The sequence below is a fragment of the Glutamicibacter sp. GQ173 genome, assembly GCF_059759215.1.
On the sequence record NZ_JCAXDT010000004.1, the window covers coordinates 290,391 to 307,286 of the forward strand.

At 61.6% G+C, this 16,896-nt stretch carries 12 protein-coding genes and 2 tRNA genes; 8 read left to right on the forward strand and 6 right to left on the reverse strand.

Features of this window, described 5'->3' with window-relative positions; all coding sequences use genetic code 11:
* Window positions 1-5 precede the first annotated feature (5 nt).
* On the forward strand, window positions 6-1,610 hold the full coding sequence (locus AC6CHO_RS09070) for a hypothetical protein (RefSeq protein ID WP_498214713.1): 1,605 nt from the start codon (window positions 6-8) through the stop codon (window positions 1,608-1,610).
* On the opposite strand, the gene AC6CHO_RS09075 is transcribed toward AC6CHO_RS09070, so the two are convergent.
* Genes AC6CHO_RS09075 through AC6CHO_RS09085 form a run of 3 tightly spaced genes read right to left on the reverse strand, consistent with a single transcriptional unit; the run spans window position 1,564 to window position 5,281 of the window.
* Complete coding sequence (locus AC6CHO_RS09075; RefSeq protein ID WP_498214714.1) at window positions 1,564-2,175, reverse strand: TetR/AcrR family transcriptional regulator; 612 nt, start codon at window positions 2,173-2,175, stop codon at window positions 1,564-1,566. The genes AC6CHO_RS09070 and AC6CHO_RS09075 overlap by 47 nt on opposite strands.
* Window positions 2,172-4,502 carry a YhgE/Pip family protein gene (locus tag AC6CHO_RS09080; protein ID WP_498214715.1) on the reverse strand — a complete coding sequence of 777 codons (2,331 nt, stop codon included), beginning with the start codon at window positions 4,500-4,502 and terminating at the stop codon, window positions 2,172-2,174. The genes AC6CHO_RS09075 and AC6CHO_RS09080 overlap by 4 nt, the downstream gene beginning before the upstream one ends.
* Complete coding sequence (locus AC6CHO_RS09085; protein ID WP_498214716.1) at window positions 4,502-5,281, reverse strand: ABC transporter ATP-binding protein; 780 nt, start codon at window positions 5,279-5,281, stop codon at window positions 4,502-4,504. Before AC6CHO_RS09085 ends, AC6CHO_RS09080 begins: the two co-directional genes overlap by 1 nt.
* A gap of 198 nt (window positions 5,282-5,479) precedes the next feature.
* Here AC6CHO_RS09085 and AC6CHO_RS09090 point away from each other — a divergent pair, with 198 nt between their 5' ends.
* From AC6CHO_RS09090 to AC6CHO_RS09115, 6 genes are all read left to right on the forward strand, one after another.
* Window positions 5,480-7,396, forward strand: a complete 1,917-nt coding sequence (locus AC6CHO_RS09090; protein WP_498214717.1) for an ExeM/NucH family extracellular endonuclease — start codon at window positions 5,480-5,482, stop codon at window positions 7,394-7,396.
* 267 nt (window positions 7,397-7,663) lie between these two features.
* On the forward strand, window positions 7,664-8,995 hold the full coding sequence (locus tag AC6CHO_RS09095; protein ID WP_498214718.1) for an ABC transporter substrate-binding protein: 1,332 nt from the start codon (window positions 7,664-7,666) through the stop codon (window positions 8,993-8,995).
* Window positions 8,996-9,085: 90 nt separating this feature from the next.
* Window positions 9,086-10,186: a carbohydrate ABC transporter permease gene (locus AC6CHO_RS09100; protein WP_498214719.1), complete on the forward strand. Its 1,101-nt coding sequence runs from the start codon at window positions 9,086-9,088 to the stop codon at window positions 10,184-10,186.
* Window positions 10,179-11,066, forward strand: coding sequence for a carbohydrate ABC transporter permease (locus tag AC6CHO_RS09105; protein ID WP_498214720.1), 888 nt, complete (start codon window positions 10,179-10,181; stop codon window positions 11,064-11,066). Before AC6CHO_RS09100 ends, AC6CHO_RS09105 begins: the two co-directional genes overlap by 8 nt.
* Complete coding sequence (locus AC6CHO_RS09110) at window positions 11,066-12,484, forward strand: GH1 family beta-glucosidase (RefSeq protein ID WP_498214721.1); 1,419 nt, start codon at window positions 11,066-11,068, stop codon at window positions 12,482-12,484. The genes AC6CHO_RS09105 and AC6CHO_RS09110 overlap by 1 nt, the downstream gene beginning before the upstream one ends.
* Window positions 12,485-12,588: 104 nt before the next feature.
* Window positions 12,589-13,602, forward strand: coding sequence for a LacI family DNA-binding transcriptional regulator (locus tag AC6CHO_RS09115; RefSeq protein WP_498214722.1), 1,014 nt, complete (start codon window positions 12,589-12,591; stop codon window positions 13,600-13,602).
* A gap of 68 nt (window positions 13,603-13,670) precedes the next feature.
* Here the strand turns inward: AC6CHO_RS09115 and AC6CHO_RS09120 are convergent.
* The 3 genes from AC6CHO_RS09120 to AC6CHO_RS09130 all read right to left on the reverse strand — a co-directional run bounded on the left by AC6CHO_RS09120 (window position 13,671) and on the right by AC6CHO_RS09130 (window position 14,582).
* Window positions 13,671-13,744: transfer RNA gene (locus AC6CHO_RS09120), tRNA-Arg, on the reverse strand.
* A 161-nt stretch (window positions 13,745-13,905) separates the two neighbouring features.
* The gene (locus AC6CHO_RS09125; RefSeq protein ID WP_498214723.1) at window positions 13,906-14,451 is read right to left on the reverse strand and encodes a GNAT family N-acetyltransferase; all 546 of its coding nucleotides are present in this window, start codon (window positions 14,449-14,451) and stop codon (window positions 13,906-13,908) included.
* A 57-nt stretch (window positions 14,452-14,508) separates the two neighbouring features.
* Window positions 14,509-14,582: transfer RNA gene (locus AC6CHO_RS09130), tRNA-Arg, on the reverse strand.
* A 316-nt stretch (window positions 14,583-14,898) separates the two neighbouring features.
* Between AC6CHO_RS09130 and AC6CHO_RS09135 the strand changes: the two genes are divergently transcribed.
* Window positions 14,899-16,731 carry a phosphoenolpyruvate carboxykinase (GTP) gene (locus AC6CHO_RS09135; RefSeq protein ID WP_498214724.1) on the forward strand — a complete coding sequence of 611 codons (1,833 nt, stop codon included), beginning with the start codon at window positions 14,899-14,901 and terminating at the stop codon, window positions 16,729-16,731.
* Window positions 16,732-16,896: the final 165 nt, after the last annotated feature.

Consider the following 16,896-nt stretch of genomic DNA (forward strand, 5'->3'; position numbering starts at 1 on the left):
AGCCATTGGCAACCGGGAACCACTTGCCCCGGCTGGTTGCGCCAGGGCGGCGCAGGCTGCTGGCGGGGCTGTTGGGCTTGGGCATTCTCGCCGGCCTGCTCTCGATCGCCATTGGCTGGCTGATCGGGCAACTTCACGCTGGTTATGCAACCCCTGCGCTCTGCGCCGTGATTGGGCTGGTGATGGGGTTTTTTGCGGCGAAGTACCTGGAACGGGTACTCGCCGAGAAACTCGGGCAGCACTATGTGGCGCAATTGCGGCGCGGGCTGATCGCCCACGCGCTGCGCAGCGCGCGCGGTCCTTCGGCCGGGATCACCATCGCCCGCTCCACCAATGACCTGTCCTCGATCCGCAACTGGATTGTGCAGGGCCTGGTGCCGCTGGTGGCGGGACTGCCGTTGCTGCTGGTCAGCGGTGCCGGGTTGTGGCTCTTGCATCCCCTGCTGGCCGCGAGCTTGGGGCTGACTCTATTGCTCGAGGCGGCGCTATTGGCGGGCCTGGCCGGCGGGACTTTTTCCAGCGCCAGGAGCCTGCGCCGGCATCGCGGGAATTTGGCGGCCCGGATCTCCGACACCGTGGCCGCGCGAACCGCGATCGCCGCCGGGGGAGGGATCGACCGTGAAGTGGCGCGGGTGCAGGGTTCTGCGCAGAAGGTGATCGACGCGTCGGTGCAGCGGGCCCGCTATGCCGCCGCCCTGCGCGGCTCGGCATTGGCCGTGCCGCTGCTGGGCACCGCGCTGGTGGTCGGCGTCTGCGCGGCGGCAGGCCTGCCTGGCTCCGCAGTGGCTACGGCGCTGACGCTGATGGGGATTTGCGCCGGGAGCCTGGGCGAATGGGGCAAGGCGGTGGAATACCGGCAGAACTACAAGGCCGGGCGCCGGATCCTGGCCCCGTTGCTGGCCCAGGAAGAGCAATGGCGAGGCAGCGACGCGCGGCAGGCCAGTACCCGGGAGGCCAGGGAGCTGTTGGGCCAGCCTTCGGCGGTGCGGATCCATCCGCCGGCGCAGGATCCGGACCGCTTTCCGGTGCTGCTCGCCCAGCCGGGCGAACGCATTGAGGTGCTGGGGACCGACGAGCAGTGCTCCAGGCTGTTGGCGGCCATCGCCACCGGAAGCTACGGCCAGTGCGGCGAGAGCCAAGCAGGCGTGTGGATCGCAGAAGGGCGCAGCGAGGATCTGCCTGAGGCCTCCCGGCGCAAGCTGGTAGGTGCGGCGCTGGAATCGATGGTGCCAGAACGCGGCAGCCTGGGGCGGGCCCTGCGCTACCGCCACCCCGGAGCCTCGATGGGCAAGGCGCTGGCGCTGGCCGCGCAGTGCGGGCTGGATCTGGCAGCGCTGCCGCAGGCGGAGGAGACCAGGCTGCGCCGAGGCGGGGAACCGTTGGGACGCGGCCAGCAGGCGGCGCTGCTGGTGGCCCGCGCCCTGCTGCGCGAACCGCCGGTGCTGGTGCTCGATGAGCTGGCCACCCGGCTGCCGGCACAGGGCTATGCCCAGGTGCTGGAGCGGCTGGAGCGCTACCCGGGAGTGGTGATCTACTCCGGGCAGCTGCCGGGGATTGAACCGACTAGCTCGTGGCGTGCGGACGGGTGGCCAGCAGCCCATCAACCGTGAGCATGACGGCGCTGATGACCTGATCGCGCGCCAAATCCGCGCGGCCGGTGGCCCGCATCCGGGCGGTGAACAGTGCGGCGCCAAAGATGGTGGTGGCCACCGGGAATTTTTCAGCCTCGTCGAGCCGGACCAGGCGTTCAAGGACCTGGAGCAGCACATCGGTGACCTGGCGGTGCAGCGTCGTGGTGCTGAAGTCGCTATTGTCATCGGCGCGCAATTGCTCCTGCATCCACAGTTGGACAAAGGCCGGGTAGCTGGCCACGAAGTCCATGGCGAATTCCACCATGTGCTTCAGCGCCAGGTAGGGCTGCGGCCCGGCGGCTGCGCGGTTCAGCTCGTCCATCAGCTTCTGCGCGCCAAAGTCGAGGATCTGGCTGATCAGCTCGTCCTTGGACCCGAAGTTGTAGTAGACGGTGCCCTTGGACACCCCGGCGGACGCGGCGATCTGGTCCACCGAGACGGCCTCCGGCGCGCGGGTACCCAGCAAGGTCATGGCGGCCTCGAAAATCCGTTCCTTGGAATCGGTGGCGCGCACGCGGCGGCGTTGGCTGGCTGGGGTGGTCATTCCTTGAGCTCCGGTTGCAGGACCTTCAGGGTCCAGGTCTTGTTCTTCCGCACCGCGAGCATGCTCAGCAGCAAGCCCAAGGCGGTGTAGGCCAGAAGCGAGCCGAGCACGGTGGAAAGCACGCTCAGATCGGCCCCGTACACCAGGTGGCGCATGCCGATCACCACGTTGCCCATCGGCAGGATCTGGTGCAGGAACTGCAACGGCTCCGGCAGGGTCTCCCAGGGGAAGGTGCCGCCGGCAGTGATCAGCTGCAGGACCATGAGCACCAGCACCAGGAACTTTCCTGCGGTGCCCAGCAGGGCGAAGAACCCCTGGATCAGGGCGCTGAAGCACAGGGCGGCGCAGACCAGCAGGAGCCATGCCATCCATGGGTGGGCCGTGGTCAGGCCCAGGCCGAAGTGCACGGCCGCGTAGAGCAGGCTGGTTTGCACCACCGCGATGGCGGCGAAGGGCAGCCATCCGCCGATCGAGATCTTCCAGTTGCTTCCATTGGAGAGCAGCGCGCGCTTGGTGATCGGGCGCATGACCTGGGTGAGGACCAAAACGCCGATGTAGGTTGCCAGGGTCATGAAGAAGGGGGCCAAGCCGGCGCCATAGGACTGGGCTTCGGCCTGCTTGACGTTATCCAGCGCCACCGGGGAGCCGATGACGTCGGCCAGCTGGTCGCTGGTCTTCTGATCCGGGTTCGGGACCTGCTTGACCCCGTCATCCAGGCCGCTGGACAGCTGCGAGGACCCGTCCTCGAGCTGTCCGGCACCCTTGGACAGGTCGCCGACGCCGTCGGAGAGCTTGACCAGTCCGCCGTGCAGCGCATCGGTTCCCTGCACCAGGGTTCCGGCGCCTTCATCGAGGGCTTTGGCGCCGTTGGCAGCCTGGGAGGTTCCGGACAGCGCCGATTTTTGCCCGTCGGCCAGTTTCTTGGCTCCGTCGTTGGCGCTGTGGGCTCCGGTGGCCAGTGCTGCCGAGCCGTCGGCGGCGCTGGAAATGCCATCCACCAGGCTTGGCACTGCGGCGTCCAGCTTCTTGGTGCCCTTGGCCAGAGTGCCCAGGCCGGTGGCCAGCTGCTGGTTGCCGTCGGCGACCTTTTCGGAGCCATCGGCAAGAGTGTGCAATTTCGATTGCATTGACGACAAGCCGCTGTTCACCTGGTCCACCTTGGATTCCAGGGCGTTGGGCAAGGAGGAGTCCTCGACGCTCTGGCTGATCGTGGACTTGATGGTCTTGGCCTGTTCGGCGCTCAGCGTCCCCTCGGCGACCAGCTGATCCAGCTGCGCCTGGGCGTCGGTTTTGACGTTTTCCAGCCGCTTGTCGGTGTCGGCCTGCAGCTGGTTGATCACCGAGATGGCTTCATCGGCGGTGGTGGCCAGCTGCTGGTTGCCGTCGGCTACCTGGCGCGAGCCGGTGGCCAGCTGATCGGCAGCGCCCTTGGCGCTCTGGGCGCCGTCGTTGAGCTGGCTGACCGAGTCCGGAAGGGACGTGGTCTTGGCCTGCATGGTGTGCAGCCCCTTGCTCAGCTTGTCCGCGCCGGTGGCCAATTCACCGGTGCCGTCGGCCAAATCGCTGGTCCCATTGCTCAGCTTTTTCTGTCCGGCCAGCAAGTCCTGCAGTCCTCCCGAAAGCTGGGAGGTGCCGTCCTTGAGCTTCACGCTGCCCTCGGAGAGCTCGCTGCTGCCGTCGACCAGCTTGGTCGTCCCGTCAGCCAGGGTGAGCACGCCGTCGCCGAGGCTCAGGGTTCCGTCGTAGAGCTTCTTCGCGCCGTCGGCGGCTTCGCCCATGGAGCTGTGGATGTCCACAAAGCCGGCGATCATTGCCGAGGCGGTTTCCGTGCCGACCTCTTCGGAGACCGAGGTGCGCACCTCGCCGGCGAGGGTGCGGGCAAAATTGGAGACCATGAAGTTGTTCGCATCGTTGGTCAACAGCTCAAGGTCGGCCTTGTCGGCATCCTTGAAGTCGCCGGGGGAGACCAGCGCCGCCGAGAAGTCATCGGGCAGCACCAGGGCGAATGCGTATTCGCCGCTGGCTACCGCGTCTTCGGCATCTTTCCGGGTGTCGAGGTGGGCCCAGCTGAAGGTGCCGTCCTCTTCGAGGTTCTCCACCACGTCATCGCCGACGCGGGTGAACTCGCCGTCCTTTTTGGCGCCGTCATCGAGGTTGACCACGGCCGCGGTGACCTTGTCGAGGTTTCCCTGCGGGTTCCAGTTGGCATAGAGGTAGAGGGCTCCGTAGAGCAGCGGTACACAGGTCAGGGCGATCAGCGCCAGCTTTGGCAGGGTGCCGCGGGTCATGCGCTTGAGTTCGGAGAGCGCGAGCTGCAACGTCGTCATTAGTTGTCCTTCGCTTCGCTGGCTGGTTCGGGAAGATCCAGATCCAGTTCTTCCTGCACAAATTCTTCGGCTGCCGGCTCTTCTTCCTCCGGCACCTCTTCGATCAGCAGTGCCGTATCGAGCAGGCCGGTTTCCGGCGTAGGAATTTCAAGGGGTTCCTGCCTGCTGGAGCCCAGGTGGCTGATCGGCCCATCCCAGTCGTAGGGGACGTTGGCGACTATGGCGACCACCGCGAATTCGCGGTGCGATTCGGCAAAGTCCAGCAGCAGGCCCAGCCACATCTCGTCGTGCATGTCGTGGCGGTCCGGGGAGTCGAGGACCAGCAATTGGATTTTCGGGTTCTCGGCGGCCAGCAGCAGCAGCAGTTCAAGGCGCCGGGCCGGGTCGATGGCATCGGCCCACTGCGTGGAAACATCACTGAATCCGTGCTGTTCCATCCACTTCTTGGGCCGAGGCTTGCGCCAGATCGGGCCGGGGATCAAGGCCAGATCCTCGCCGATGACATCGCGGACCTTCATATGGGATTCAGGCTCGTTGACCTCGGGGGAATCGAGCAGGGCGGTGTGCTGGCGCAGGGTTTTCAGCGAGTCGGCGTGGCCCCAGGACACCGCGCCGGTGGTGGGCTTCATCCGTCCGCTGAGCGCGAGGGCCAGTGCGGTGCGCGAAATTTGCGGGTCGGCAACCACGAGGTGGACCTCGCCGGGCATGACCTGCAGCGAGGTAGGCGGAACCAGCTGGTCGTGGCGTCCGTTGACGGTGACTGAATCTGCGATAAGCACAGTTATAGACTAATTGAACTGACCGGTCAGTTCAATTAGTGCGAATATTCCTTTAATCACCTCTGGACGTAAACCGCTTGATGCTTTTGGATGGTTCTTGGATAGGCCTCGCAAAGACCGGGTGAAATTCATGAGTCGTTCACCGGACTTTGATTATCTTCAGGCCTGGACACCATTGATCATCAACTGAGGGACATCATGAGCAAAAGACGAACTACGCGCATTGCAGCAGTATTGCTGTCAGGGGCGGTTGCCGCAACCAGCTTCAGCGCAGCCCAGGCCGACACCATCGAGATCACCCCGATCGAGCAGGTGCAGGGCACCGGCGACAGCTCTCCGCTGGCTGGCCAGAAAGCCACCGTGCGCGGGGTGGTCACCGGCGCCTACGCCGAGGGCGGGATCCGCGGTTTTTACCTGCAGAGCGCCGGCACCGGGGCCCAGCTGCCAACCGGCGGCAGCCCGGCGGTATTCGTTTACGCTCCCGACGAGGTGTCCTCCGTGCAGGTGGGGGATCACCTGCAGGTCTCCGGGACCGTCAGCGAGTACTACGGGCTCACCCAGATCAAAGCCGAAAGCGTCCAGGGTCTGGAGGAAGCAGCCGAAGCCATCAAGCCGCTGGCCATCTCCCTGCCCAGCGACGAGGCCGGGCGCGAGCAGATCGAATCCATGCTCGTAGAACCACAGGGCGAGTTCACCGTCTCGGATAATTACTCGCTGAACCAGTACGGCGAACTGAGCCTGGCCATGGGAACCAGCTCGATCCTGCCAGGTGAAAAATTGCTCCGCCAGCCCACCGATGTTTTTGCCCCGGGCAGTGGCCAGGCTGCCGCGCTCGCCGAAGAAAATGCGCAGCGCTCCATCGTGGTTGACGACGGCGCCACGCTGAACTTCAGCACCGCCAAGAACACCACGGTGGCCCTGCCCTACATTGACGCCGAACAGCGGGTCAGCGTTGGCGCCAACGCCGCCTTCACCGGGCCGATGATCCTGGACTACCGCTACGATTTGTGGCGGCTGCAGCCCCAGGGCCAGGTGACCGGCGCCGACGATGCGGATATTGCGCTGGCATTTGAGCAGATCGACAACGAAGCACCGCAAGAAGTGGGCGGCAATGTGAGTGTCGGCAGCTTCAACGTGCTGAACTACTTCACCACCACCGGCGAAGAGCTCGAAGGCTGCAGCTATTACCGGGACCGCGAGGGAAACCCGCTGACCGTGCGGCAGGGCTGTGATGCCCGCGGAGCTGCCAACGAGGAGAGCTTCGCGCGCCAGCAATCCAAGATTGTTGCGGCGCTGGGCAAGTTCACCGCCGATGTGGTGGTGCTTGAAGAGATCGAAAACTCGGCCCGCTTCGGACAGGACCGCGATGCCGCCCTCGCCCACCTCGTGGAGCAGCTGAACTCGGCTGCCGGCCAGAAGATCTGGAGCTACGTGCCAAGCCCGGCGGCTATTCCGGCTGACGAAGATGTGATTCGCACCGCGATCATCTACCGCGCCAAGACGGTGAAGCCGATTGACGAATCGGTCATCCTCGACGACGAGGCCTTTGGCAATGCCCGCGATCCACTGGGCCAGGCTTTCCAGAAGGTCGGCGGCAACCAGAACACCCGTTTTGTCGTGGTGGCCAACCACTTCAAGTCCAAGGGATCCAACCCCGATGACGGTTCGGGCAATGCCGACTCCGGCGACGGCCAGGGAGCCTGGAATGCCGACCGCGTTGAGCAGGCCAAGGCCCTGGTTGGCTTTGCCGATCAGCTCAAGCAGTCGCGCAATACCCGCAAGGTGCTGCTGGCTGGCGACTTCAACTCCTACGCCGCCGAGGATCCAATCCGGGTGCTCGCCGATGCGGGCTACGTTGACCTGGGCGCCTCGGCGGATTCGCAGAGCTACATCTATGGCGGATTGAGCGGTTCCCTGGACCATATTCTGGCCTCGCCAGAATTGGCCGCCAAGGTGACCGGGCAGGATATCTGGAATATCAACGCCATCGAATCCGTGGGCTATGAATACAGCCGCTACAACTACAACATCACCAACCTGTTTAGCCAGAACCAGTACCGCTCATCGGATCACGACCCGGTGCTTGTAGGGCTGGAACTGGCCAAAAAGGGCTAGATTCAGCCAGTTCTATCGGCCGGGCGCCTTCAGCTTGAAGGGTGCCCGGCCGATTTTCCCTCAGGGGTTGACAAGAAAGTTCCATCGTGGAGAATTGGTGAAGGAGTTTTGTGAGAGCGCTCACAAAATAACCAGGCAGATCCGCTTTCATTGCCACGGCCAGCAAGGTTCAGGGATGAGCCCTATTGTTTTTGCCCAATTTTGAGAGCGCTCTCAAAAGATGCTGGACCCACCAACTCGCACGAACCGAACTTGAATGGAGTCACCGTGAACCCCTCGCGAACATCCCGGCTTGCCAAGGCAGCAGTTCTGGCCTCAAGCATTGCACTGCTTGCCGCAGGCTGCGCATCGGGCGAAAGCAAAGATGCCGCCCAGCCAGCCTCGGCCGAGAATCCCGTGACCCTGGCGGTCACCACCTTTGGCACCCAGGGGCTGGATCCCCTGTACAAGAAGTATGAACAAGAGAACCCGGGTGTCACCATCGAAGCCACCAATATTGACACCGGCGGCAACGCGCTGACCGACTGGAAGACCAAGCAGGCCGCAGGTGCGGGCCTGCCGGATGTCCAGGCCGTGGAAGAAGGCTGGCTCGGCCAGGTCATGACCGTCTCCGACAGCTTCACCGACCTAAATGAATATGGCGCGGGCGAAATCTCGGGCGACTGGGTGGACTGGAAGGTCAAGCAGGCCACCGATGCCGACGGGCGAACCATCGGCTACGGCACCGACATCGGCCCCATGGGCCTGTGCTTCAACAGCAAGCTTTTCAAGGATGCCGGCCTGCCCAGCGATCGCGACAAGGTGGCCGAACTCTTCGGCGGCGGCGACGCCACCTGGGAGGATTTCTTCTCTGTCGGCGAGGACTATGTGAAGAAATCCGGCAAGGCCTTCTATGACCAGTCCGGTTTCGTCTGGAATGCCATGGTCAACCAGCTCGATGAAGGCTACTACAAGGCCGACGGCACCTTGAACATCGGCTCGAACACCGAACTCCGCCAGCGCTGGGACCAGCTGTCCGCTGCGGCGTCCAAGGGACTGTCTTCAGGGCAGACCCAGTGGGACTGGGGCAAGGGCCAGGCCTTCGTTGATGGCTCCTTCGCCGTGATGCCGTGCCCAGGCTGGATGCTGGGCAATGTAAAGGGCCAAGTCCAAGGCGCTGGTGGCGAGGCGAAGGACGGTTGGGACTTTGCCGATGTCTTCCCGGGCGGCCCGGCTAACTGGGGTGGCGCATTCTTGACCGTGCCGAGCACCTCCAAGCATCCTGCCGAAGCAGCAAAGCTGGCCCAGTACCTGACCAGCGCTACCTCCCAGGCCACTTCCTTCGAAGAAGCGGGAGCCTTCCCGAGCAACCTTGAAGCCCAGAAGTCCAAGGCCGTCACCGGCGAGAACGAGCTGACCAAGTTCTTCAACGGCGCACCCATCGGCGAAATCCTCGGCCACCGTGCCGAAGGTGTGAAGGCCCAGTTCAAGGGTGCCGAGGATTCGGTAATCCAGGAGCAGGTCTTCGGGCCAGCAACCATCGCCATCGATCAGGGCACCGACGGCGATGCCGCCTGGAACAGCGCCCTGTCAACGCTGCAGGAACTGGACATCAAGTAATCCGATAGCCACCACCGCATGGTGCGGGGCTGGGCAGCAACCACGGGCCTGGCCCCGCACAACGCAACTGCAGTAGAAAAGATGACACTGATGAGCACCACGACACCTATGTCACGGCCGAAACCCGCGGCCGAAAAACCAAGCACTCCCACCGCCGAAATACTGGAGGAATCCAAGGCCGAACGCGCCATGCGCCGACGGCACCTGCGCGGGCGGCTGGACTTTAAATACTCGCCGTATCTTTATATCTCGCCCTTTTTCATCCTCTTTGCACTGGTCGGGCTCTTCCCGCTGATCTATACCTTTGTGGTGTCGATCAACGACTGGGACCTGCTGGGCGGAGCTGGCGACTGGGTGGGCCTGGATAACTACAAAGCCGAGCTGGCGTCCCCGCTGTTTTGGAACTCGCTGTTTAACACCTTCAGCATCTTCCTGCTCTCGGCCATCCCGCAGCTGGTGGTTGCCACGTTCATCGCCGCGATGCTCGACCAGAACATTCGCGCCAAGACCTTCTGGCGGATGAGCGTGCTGGTGCCCTATGTGGTCACACCGGTGGCGGTGACGCTGATCTTCTCCACCGCTTTCGACGAGAAGTATGGCCTGATCAACAACCTGCTCGGTGCCCTGAACCTGGATGCGATCGCCTGGAAGACCGAGGTGTTCCCCTCGCATATGGCCATCGCAACCATGGTGAACTGGCGCTGGACCGGCTACAACGCGCTGATCCTGCTCGCAGCCATGCAGGCGGTGCCGCGTGAACTGCATGAATCGGCATCCATTGACGGGGCCGGGGCGATTCGCCGCTTCTTCTCCATCACGCTGCCCAGCATCCGCCCCACGATGATCTTCGTGATCATCACTGCGACCATCGGCGGCCTGCAGATCTTCACCGAGCCAAAGCTCTTCAACCCCAGCAGCTCGGTCCCTGGCGGGCCAGATCGGCAATACCAAACCACCGTGCTCTACCTGTGGGACCTGGCCTTCAACCGCGGAGACTTCGGCCGTGCCTCGGCCGTGGCCTGGATCCTGTTCCTGATCATCATCGTCATTGGCGTGATCAACTTCTTGATCTCCGGCACCATCGCCTCGTCATCGGAGCAGAAGAAACATCGCCGAGCAGTCAACCGCTCCGCCAAACGTGCCAGGAATCGCTTCGCCAGCTTGCAGACAGGAAGTGCCAAAGATGAGTAACGCCACCGTGCAACGGGCCTCGGTGCCCAAAGTCGTGCGCCCGGGTCGAGGAAAGAACTTTTCCGCCGACCGGCGCCCCGGATTCCTCACCTACGGCATCCTGCTGGCGTTCCTCATCGGCAGCACCTACCCGCTGTGGTATTCCTTCGTCATTGGTTCCTCCACCGGTGCCGTCTTCTCCTCGGCCTGGCCGCCGCTGTTGCCCGGCGGGCAATTTTGGGTCAACGTGGCCGAGGTATTCGATTCGGTCGACTTCTGGGCGGCGCTGTGCAACAGCCTGGTCGTCTCCTCGGTGATCACCTTCTCGGTTGTCAGCTTCTCCACCTTGGCGGGCTATGCTTTTGCCAAGCTGCGCTTCCGCGGGCGCCAGGGACTGCTGATCTTCGTGATCGCCACATTGGCGGTGCCAACCCAGCTGGGCATCATCCCTATGTTCATGATGATGAAGCAGCTAGGCTGGACTGGCTCCCTCGGAGCGATCATGATCCCGACCCTGGTCACCGCCTTTGGAGTCTTCTTCATGCGCCAGTATCTGGTGGACAACATCCCGGACGAACTGATTGAAGCTGCCCGCGTTGACGGAGCGTCGATGATTGGCACCTTCTGGCATGTTGGCGTGCCGGCGGCCCGTCCGGCCATGGCGATCCTGTCGCTGTTCACCTTCATGACCGCGTGGACCGACTACCTGTGGCCGATGCTCGTGGCCCCGCAAACACCCACCCTGCAGGTGGCCCTGAGCCAGCTGCAATCTGCCCGATATGTCGACTACACTATCGTGATGACTGGCGCGCTAATGGCCACGATTCCCCTGCTGTTGCTCTTCGTCGTGGCAGGAAAACAACTTGTATCCGGAATTATGGCAGGAGCTGTAAAGGGCTAATGACTCATCACCTATCCCAAGAATTTTCGTGGCCCAAGCACTTCCTCTTCGGCTCGGCCACCGCGGCGGCTCAAATTGAAGGCGCAGGCCATTCATATGGCAAGGAAGACTCCGTCTGGGACGTCTTTGCCCGCAAGGAAGGAGCCATCGCCGGGGGAGAAAACCTCGAGGTGGCGGTAGACCACTATCATCGCTACCGCGAAGACGTAGGGCTGATGCGGGAACTGGGGTTGGATTCCTATCGTTTCTCCACCAGCTGGGCCCGGGTGGTGCCCGGCGGCCGCGCGGTCAATGAGCAGGGGCTGGATTTTTATTCACGCCTCGTTGACGAGCTGCTGGAGAACGGCATCCTGCCATGGCTGACCCTCTACCACTGGGACCTGCCCCAGGCACTGGAAGAACGCGGTGGCTGGGCCAACCGCGATACTGCCTACCAATTTGTCGAGTACGCCGAGGCAGTCTACGGCAATCTCGGCGACCGCGTGCAGCACTGGACCACCTTCAACGAGCCGCTGTGCTCGTCGCTGATCGGCTATGCCGCCGGCGAGCATGCGCCGGGACGCCAAGAACCTGAGGCCGCGCTGGCCGCCATGCATCATCAGCATCTGGCCCACGGGCTTGCCACCCGGCGGCTGCGCGAATTGGGTGCGCAAGAACTTGGCATCACCTTGAATCTGACCAATGCCGTGCCCAATGACCCTGCCGATCCGGTGGACCTTGAAGCATCCCGCCGCATCGATGCGTTGTGGAACCGGATGTATCTGGATCCGATCCTGAAGGGCTCCTACCCGGAAGACCTCTTGGAGGATGTCGGCCACCTGGGGCTGTCAGGCGTGATTCATCCCGGGGATCTGGAAATCATCCACCAGCCCATCAATTTCCTTGGCGTCAACCACTACCACGATGACAATGTGTCCGGCCACCCGCTTCCAGAAGGACAGCCAGCTGCGGTGGTTCCCACGGATTCTGCCAAGTCTTCTCCATTCGTGGGCAGCGAGTACGTGACCTTCCCGGCTCGCGACTTGCCTCGCACCGCCATGGGGTGGGAAGTGAACCCGCAGGGATTGCGGGTTCTGCTTAACCGTTTGCGGCAGGACTACGAGAACCTGCCGGCGCTCTACATCACCGAAAACGGTGCCTCGTACACCGATGAGGTGAGCGAAGCAGGTACCGTCGAGGACCACGAGCGCAGCGAATACATCTTGAACCATCTGGATGAAGTTGCCCGTTCCATCGAGGACGGCGTAGATGTCCGTGGCTATTTCGTTTGGTCATTGCTGGATAACTTCGAGTGGGCCTGGGGCTATGACAAGCGCTTCGGCATCATCTATGTCGATTATCAGAGCCAGGAACGAATCATCAAGAATAGCGGTCGGGCCTACGCAAGACTGATTGCCGCTAATCGTACAATGGCATAACACCTGAGCAAGATGGTCCGCGGCCCCGGCTAGGGGCGTTGCGGACCATCTTGCATGCTTGGGTGGCCAGCAAACTACCCGGAGCCAGGCGCACAGGAATGAGCATGCAAGAACCACGCAAGCCGCAGGCAACACTGGAATTGGTCGCAGAGCGAGCCGGGGTTTCGCGCGCCACGGTATCTCGTGTGGTCAACGGTTCGGACCGGGTGAAGGCTGATGCCAGGAAGGCTGTTGAACAGGCGATCCGGGACCTGAACTATGTCCCCAACCGGGCAGCTCGTTCGCTGGCCCAGGGGAGGACCAACTCGATTGCGCTCGTGGTTCCCGAAAATACGGCGAAGTTCTTCGCCGATCCCTATTTTGCCAAGGTGGTTCAGGGGGCCGCTCAATATGTGGCGGGCACCGAATTCATGCTGACCCTGTTGCTTTCGACCGAATCGGATCCAGCAAAAACCACCCGCTATCTTCAAGGCGGAAACGTTGATGGCGCTTTGGTGCTGTCGCATCATGCGGCGGACCGCTCTTATGCGGACCTGGGCTCCCTGCTGCCGCTGGTTTACGGCGGACGCACCATGAGCACCGACCAGAATGAAATCTACGTAGTAGACATCGACAATATTGCCGCCGCCCGCCAAGCAACGGAAGTCATCATTGCCCAGGGGCGCACCAGGTTGGCGATGATCGCCGGGCCGCAGGACATGGGCGCCGGTTTGGACCGCTTGACCGGATTCCGGCAGGCCGTCCACAACGCCGGACTAGAACCGGCTGTCATAAGGATTGGTGATTTCACACCCGCCAGCGGACACCAGATCATGCAGCAGCTGATTGAAAGCAAGGCCGATTTTGATGGCTTGTTTGCCGCCAGTGCGCAGATGGGTTTCGGAGCATTGCAGGCGCTGGCCGAAGCAGGATTCAAAGTGCCCGCGGATGTATCGGTGACTGCGGTGGACGACGACTCGTTTGCGCGCAGTTCCACCCCGCCCCTGACCACGATTGCGCAGTTCCCTGAACGCCAGGGCGAGATCATGGCTGAATTGCTGATCAAGAGGATCCAGGGCGAGCAGGTGCCCGAGTGGAGCATCATGGACACCAAACTTGTGCTGCGTGATTCCCACTAGCTGGCAGGTCGAATTCCGGTAAGAACATAAAAAAATTCCCACTCAGTTGAGTGGGAATTTTCAATTTGTGCGCCCAAAGGGATTCGAACCCCTGACCTTCTGTTCCGTAGACAGACGCTCTATCCAGCTGAGCTATGGGCGCATATTTATTTGTTGTCGTCCTGACGACTTGAATAACTGTACACGAGTTTGAGGCGGAGAAAAAACCGAAATGGGCAAAAGTGCCGTGATTCACAAAATATCTAGTGGAGACCGCATTGAATGGCTTGATTGCCACAGAATCCAGGTCCTGTGCAAGGGAAATCAGGCTCGGTTGTGGAGTATCGCCTGATAGAGGTTGTGGTCTTGCCATCTGCCAGCGATTTTCAGGTAATTCGGTGCCATGCCGATTTTGCCAAAGCCATTTTTGAGGAGCACTTGTTGTGAAGCGTGATTGTGCAAGAGGGTGCTGGCTTCTAGCCGGTGCAAGCCAAGGGAATCGGTGGCTTCGGTGCGCAGCGCGGCCACGGCGCGCGAGGCGAGGCCCTGGCCGGTGAAGTTGTGATCGACCCAGTAGCCGAGGCTGCCGCTCTGGAAAGGACCGCGGACGACTGAAGCGATATTAAAACGGCCGACCAGCGCATCGCCTCGGAAGAGTCCATAGGGGTAGGCCAGTCCATTTTGATGTGCATCGAGGACTTGTGAAATATTCTCGGCCTGCCAAGCTTCGGTGAAATATTCGTCTGCGCGCTCTGGTTCCCATTCGCGCAGGTGCTCTCTGTTGCGCAGGTAAGCCTGGGCAACCTGCGAGGCGTCGCTGACTTTGAGCATTCGAAGGGCGGTTTGCGAATCAAGGGTGAGCTGGCGCATCAACTTCTCCGTGGGAACAAAAAATTCCCACTCGGTTGAGTGGGAATTTTCAATTTGTGCGCCCAAAGGGATTCGAACCCCTGACCTTCTGTTCCGTAGACAGACGCTCTATCCAGCTGAGCTATGGGCGCATATTCTGTTGTAGATTCGTTCTCACGAACCTCGAATTACTATACAGGTCGTTTTCGGCATGTACAAATTGGCGGGCAAAGCTACTGTGCCGAGGTGAACAAAAGGATATATGAAGCAGGTGAAAGGGTACCGGTCTACGTGACCTTCGTCACATATTTTTACACCTTGTGCTTTCCTCTTCCCCGGTATTTCGGGAATTTTCTACTTTTGAATTAACGCGCGTGAGAATTCTGAGGTCTCAATCACACGGTCGGCTCCGCATGCTCCCCATAGCCTTGATTCATTGCTAGTTGAGCCCAATGGAGGGAACAAATAATGAGCACGAGCTCGGATCAGACCGTTATCGACGCAGCCGCCACTTCGCACAAGGCGTTGGCAAGCTGGGTTGAAGAAGTGGCCGCCCTGACGAAGCCGGATCGTGTTTATTGGGTAGACGGATCAGCTGAAGAAGCCGATCGACTGACCGCAGAGCTGGTCGAGGCTGGAACCCTGGTTAAGCTGACCGATCCAAATTTCCCTAACTCCTACGCCGGATTCTCGGATCCCAAGGACGTTGCGCGAGTAGAAGAGCGCACCTTCATCTGCTCCAAGAAGAAGGAAGACGCTGGCTTCACCAATAACTGGGAAGACCCGGAGAAGATGAAGTCCATGCTCAATGGCCTGTTTGACGGGTCGATGCGCGGACGCACCATGTACGTTATTCCTTTCGTCATGGGGCCGCTGGATGCAGAAACTCCTGCCTACGGCGTAGAAATCACCGACTCCGCCTACGTCGTGGCTTCCATGCGCATCATGGCCAAGATCGGAACTGAAGTCTTGCGCAAGATGGAAGCGGAGAATGCCTTCTTCGTACCGGCATTGCACTCGGTCGGCGCACCATTGAAGCCAGGCCAGGAAGACGTTGCGTGGCCATGCAACGAGAACAAGTGGATTGTGCACTTCCCGGAAGAGCGCTCCATCATGTCCTTCGGTTCGGGCTACGGCGGCAACGCGTTGCTGGGCAAGAAGTGCTACTCACTGCGCATTGCCTCAGCCATGGCCCGCGATGAGGGCTGGCTTGCAGAGCACATGCTGATTCTGAAGCTGACCAGCCCGCAGAACAAGGCCTACCACATCGCAGCTGCCTTCCCATCGGCCTGCGGCAAGACCAACCTCGCTTTGCTGGATCCAACCATCGAAGGATGGAAGGCAGAGACCCTGGGCGATGACATCAACTGGATGCGCATCGGCAAGGACGGCGAACTGCGCGGCGTGAACCCGGAATACGGACTGTTCGGCGTAGCGCCAGGCACCGGCTGGTCCACCAACCCGAACGCCATGCGCGCTATTGCCAAGGGCAACAACATTTTCACCAATGTGGCCCTCACCGATGAAGGCGGCGTGTGGTGGGAAGGCATGACCGACGAGACTCCAGCACACCTGACCGACTGGTTGGGCAATGACTGGACCCCGGAGTCCGGACGCCCGGCAGCGCACCCTAACTCGCGCTTCTGCACCCCGATCTCGCAGGTCGACATGCTCTCGGAAGACTACTACTCGCCAAATGGCGTGAAGATTGACGCGATCCTCTTCGGCGGCCGCCGCAAGACCACCATCCCATTGGTGACCGAAGCGCGCAGCTGGACCAACGGCATCTTCATGGGCTCCACCCTGTCCTCGGAAACCACCGCGGCAGCCGCAGGCGCCACCGGCGTGATCCGCCGCGATCCAATGGCCATGCTGCCATTCATCGGCTACAACGCAGGTGACTACCTGAACCACTGGGATAACATCTCGGCCAAGCTCAACCCTGAGCAGATGCCGAAGATCTTCCTGGTCAACTGGTTCCGCCGCACCGCCGATGGCGGCTTCGCATGGCCAGGCTTCGGCGATAACTCGCGTGTGCTCAAGTGGGCTATCGAGCGCATCGAAGGCACCGCCGATGCCACGGAAACCATCATCGGCAACGTGCCAACCGGCGAGTCCATCGACCTGACCGGCCTGGAAGGCTTCACCCCGGCCGACGTCGAGGCTGCCGTAGCTGTGAACAAGGACGAATGGGCCACCGAGGTCGAGGGCATCGAAGAATGGTACGCAAACTTCGGCGACGCGCTGCCAGCTTCGCTGCGGGCCGAGCTTGATGGCTTGAAGTCGCGCCTGAACGCCTAGGCTGGAACGCTGATCAATAAGCGATGACAGGCTCCTCGCCTCTGGAATTCTAGAGGCGAGGAGCCTTTCGCCTGCGCAAAAAGCAACCGTGGCGCGCAATTGTCACAATCCGGGCACAGTTTTCCCACACCGAGCCAAAGTGGGTGCAAAATCAACTAACTGTGA

What these genes read in the sequence shown, in the direction of transcription:
- AC6CHO_RS09075 (WP_498214714.1), bottom strand. Translation starts at nt 2,175, where the DNA reads ATGACCACCCCAGCCAGCCAACGCCGCCGCGTGCGCGCCACCGATTCC.
- AC6CHO_RS09080 (WP_498214715.1), bottom strand. Translation starts at nt 4,502, where the DNA reads ATGACGACGTTGCAGCTCGCGCTCTCCGAACTCAAGCGCATGACCCGC.
- AC6CHO_RS09125 (WP_498214723.1), bottom strand. Translation starts at nt 14,451, where the DNA reads ATGCGCCAGCTCACCCTTGATTCGCAAACCGCCCTTCGAATGCTCAAA.
- AC6CHO_RS09105 (WP_498214720.1), top strand. Translation starts at nt 10,179, where the DNA reads ATGAGTAACGCCACCGTGCAACGGGCCTCGGTGCCCAAAGTCGTGCGC.
- AC6CHO_RS09100 (WP_498214719.1), top strand. Translation starts at nt 9,086, where the DNA reads ATGAGCACCACGACACCTATGTCACGGCCGAAACCCGCGGCCGAAAAA.
- AC6CHO_RS09135 (WP_498214724.1), top strand. Translation starts at nt 14,899, where the DNA reads ATGAGCACGAGCTCGGATCAGACCGTTATCGACGCAGCCGCCACTTCG.
- AC6CHO_RS09090 (WP_498214717.1), top strand. Translation starts at nt 5,480, where the DNA reads ATGAGCAAAAGACGAACTACGCGCATTGCAGCAGTATTGCTGTCAGGG.
- AC6CHO_RS09115 (WP_498214722.1), top strand. Translation starts at nt 12,589, where the DNA reads ATGCAAGAACCACGCAAGCCGCAGGCAACACTGGAATTGGTCGCAGAG.
- AC6CHO_RS09110 (WP_498214721.1), top strand. Translation starts at nt 11,066, where the DNA reads ATGACTCATCACCTATCCCAAGAATTTTCGTGGCCCAAGCACTTCCTC.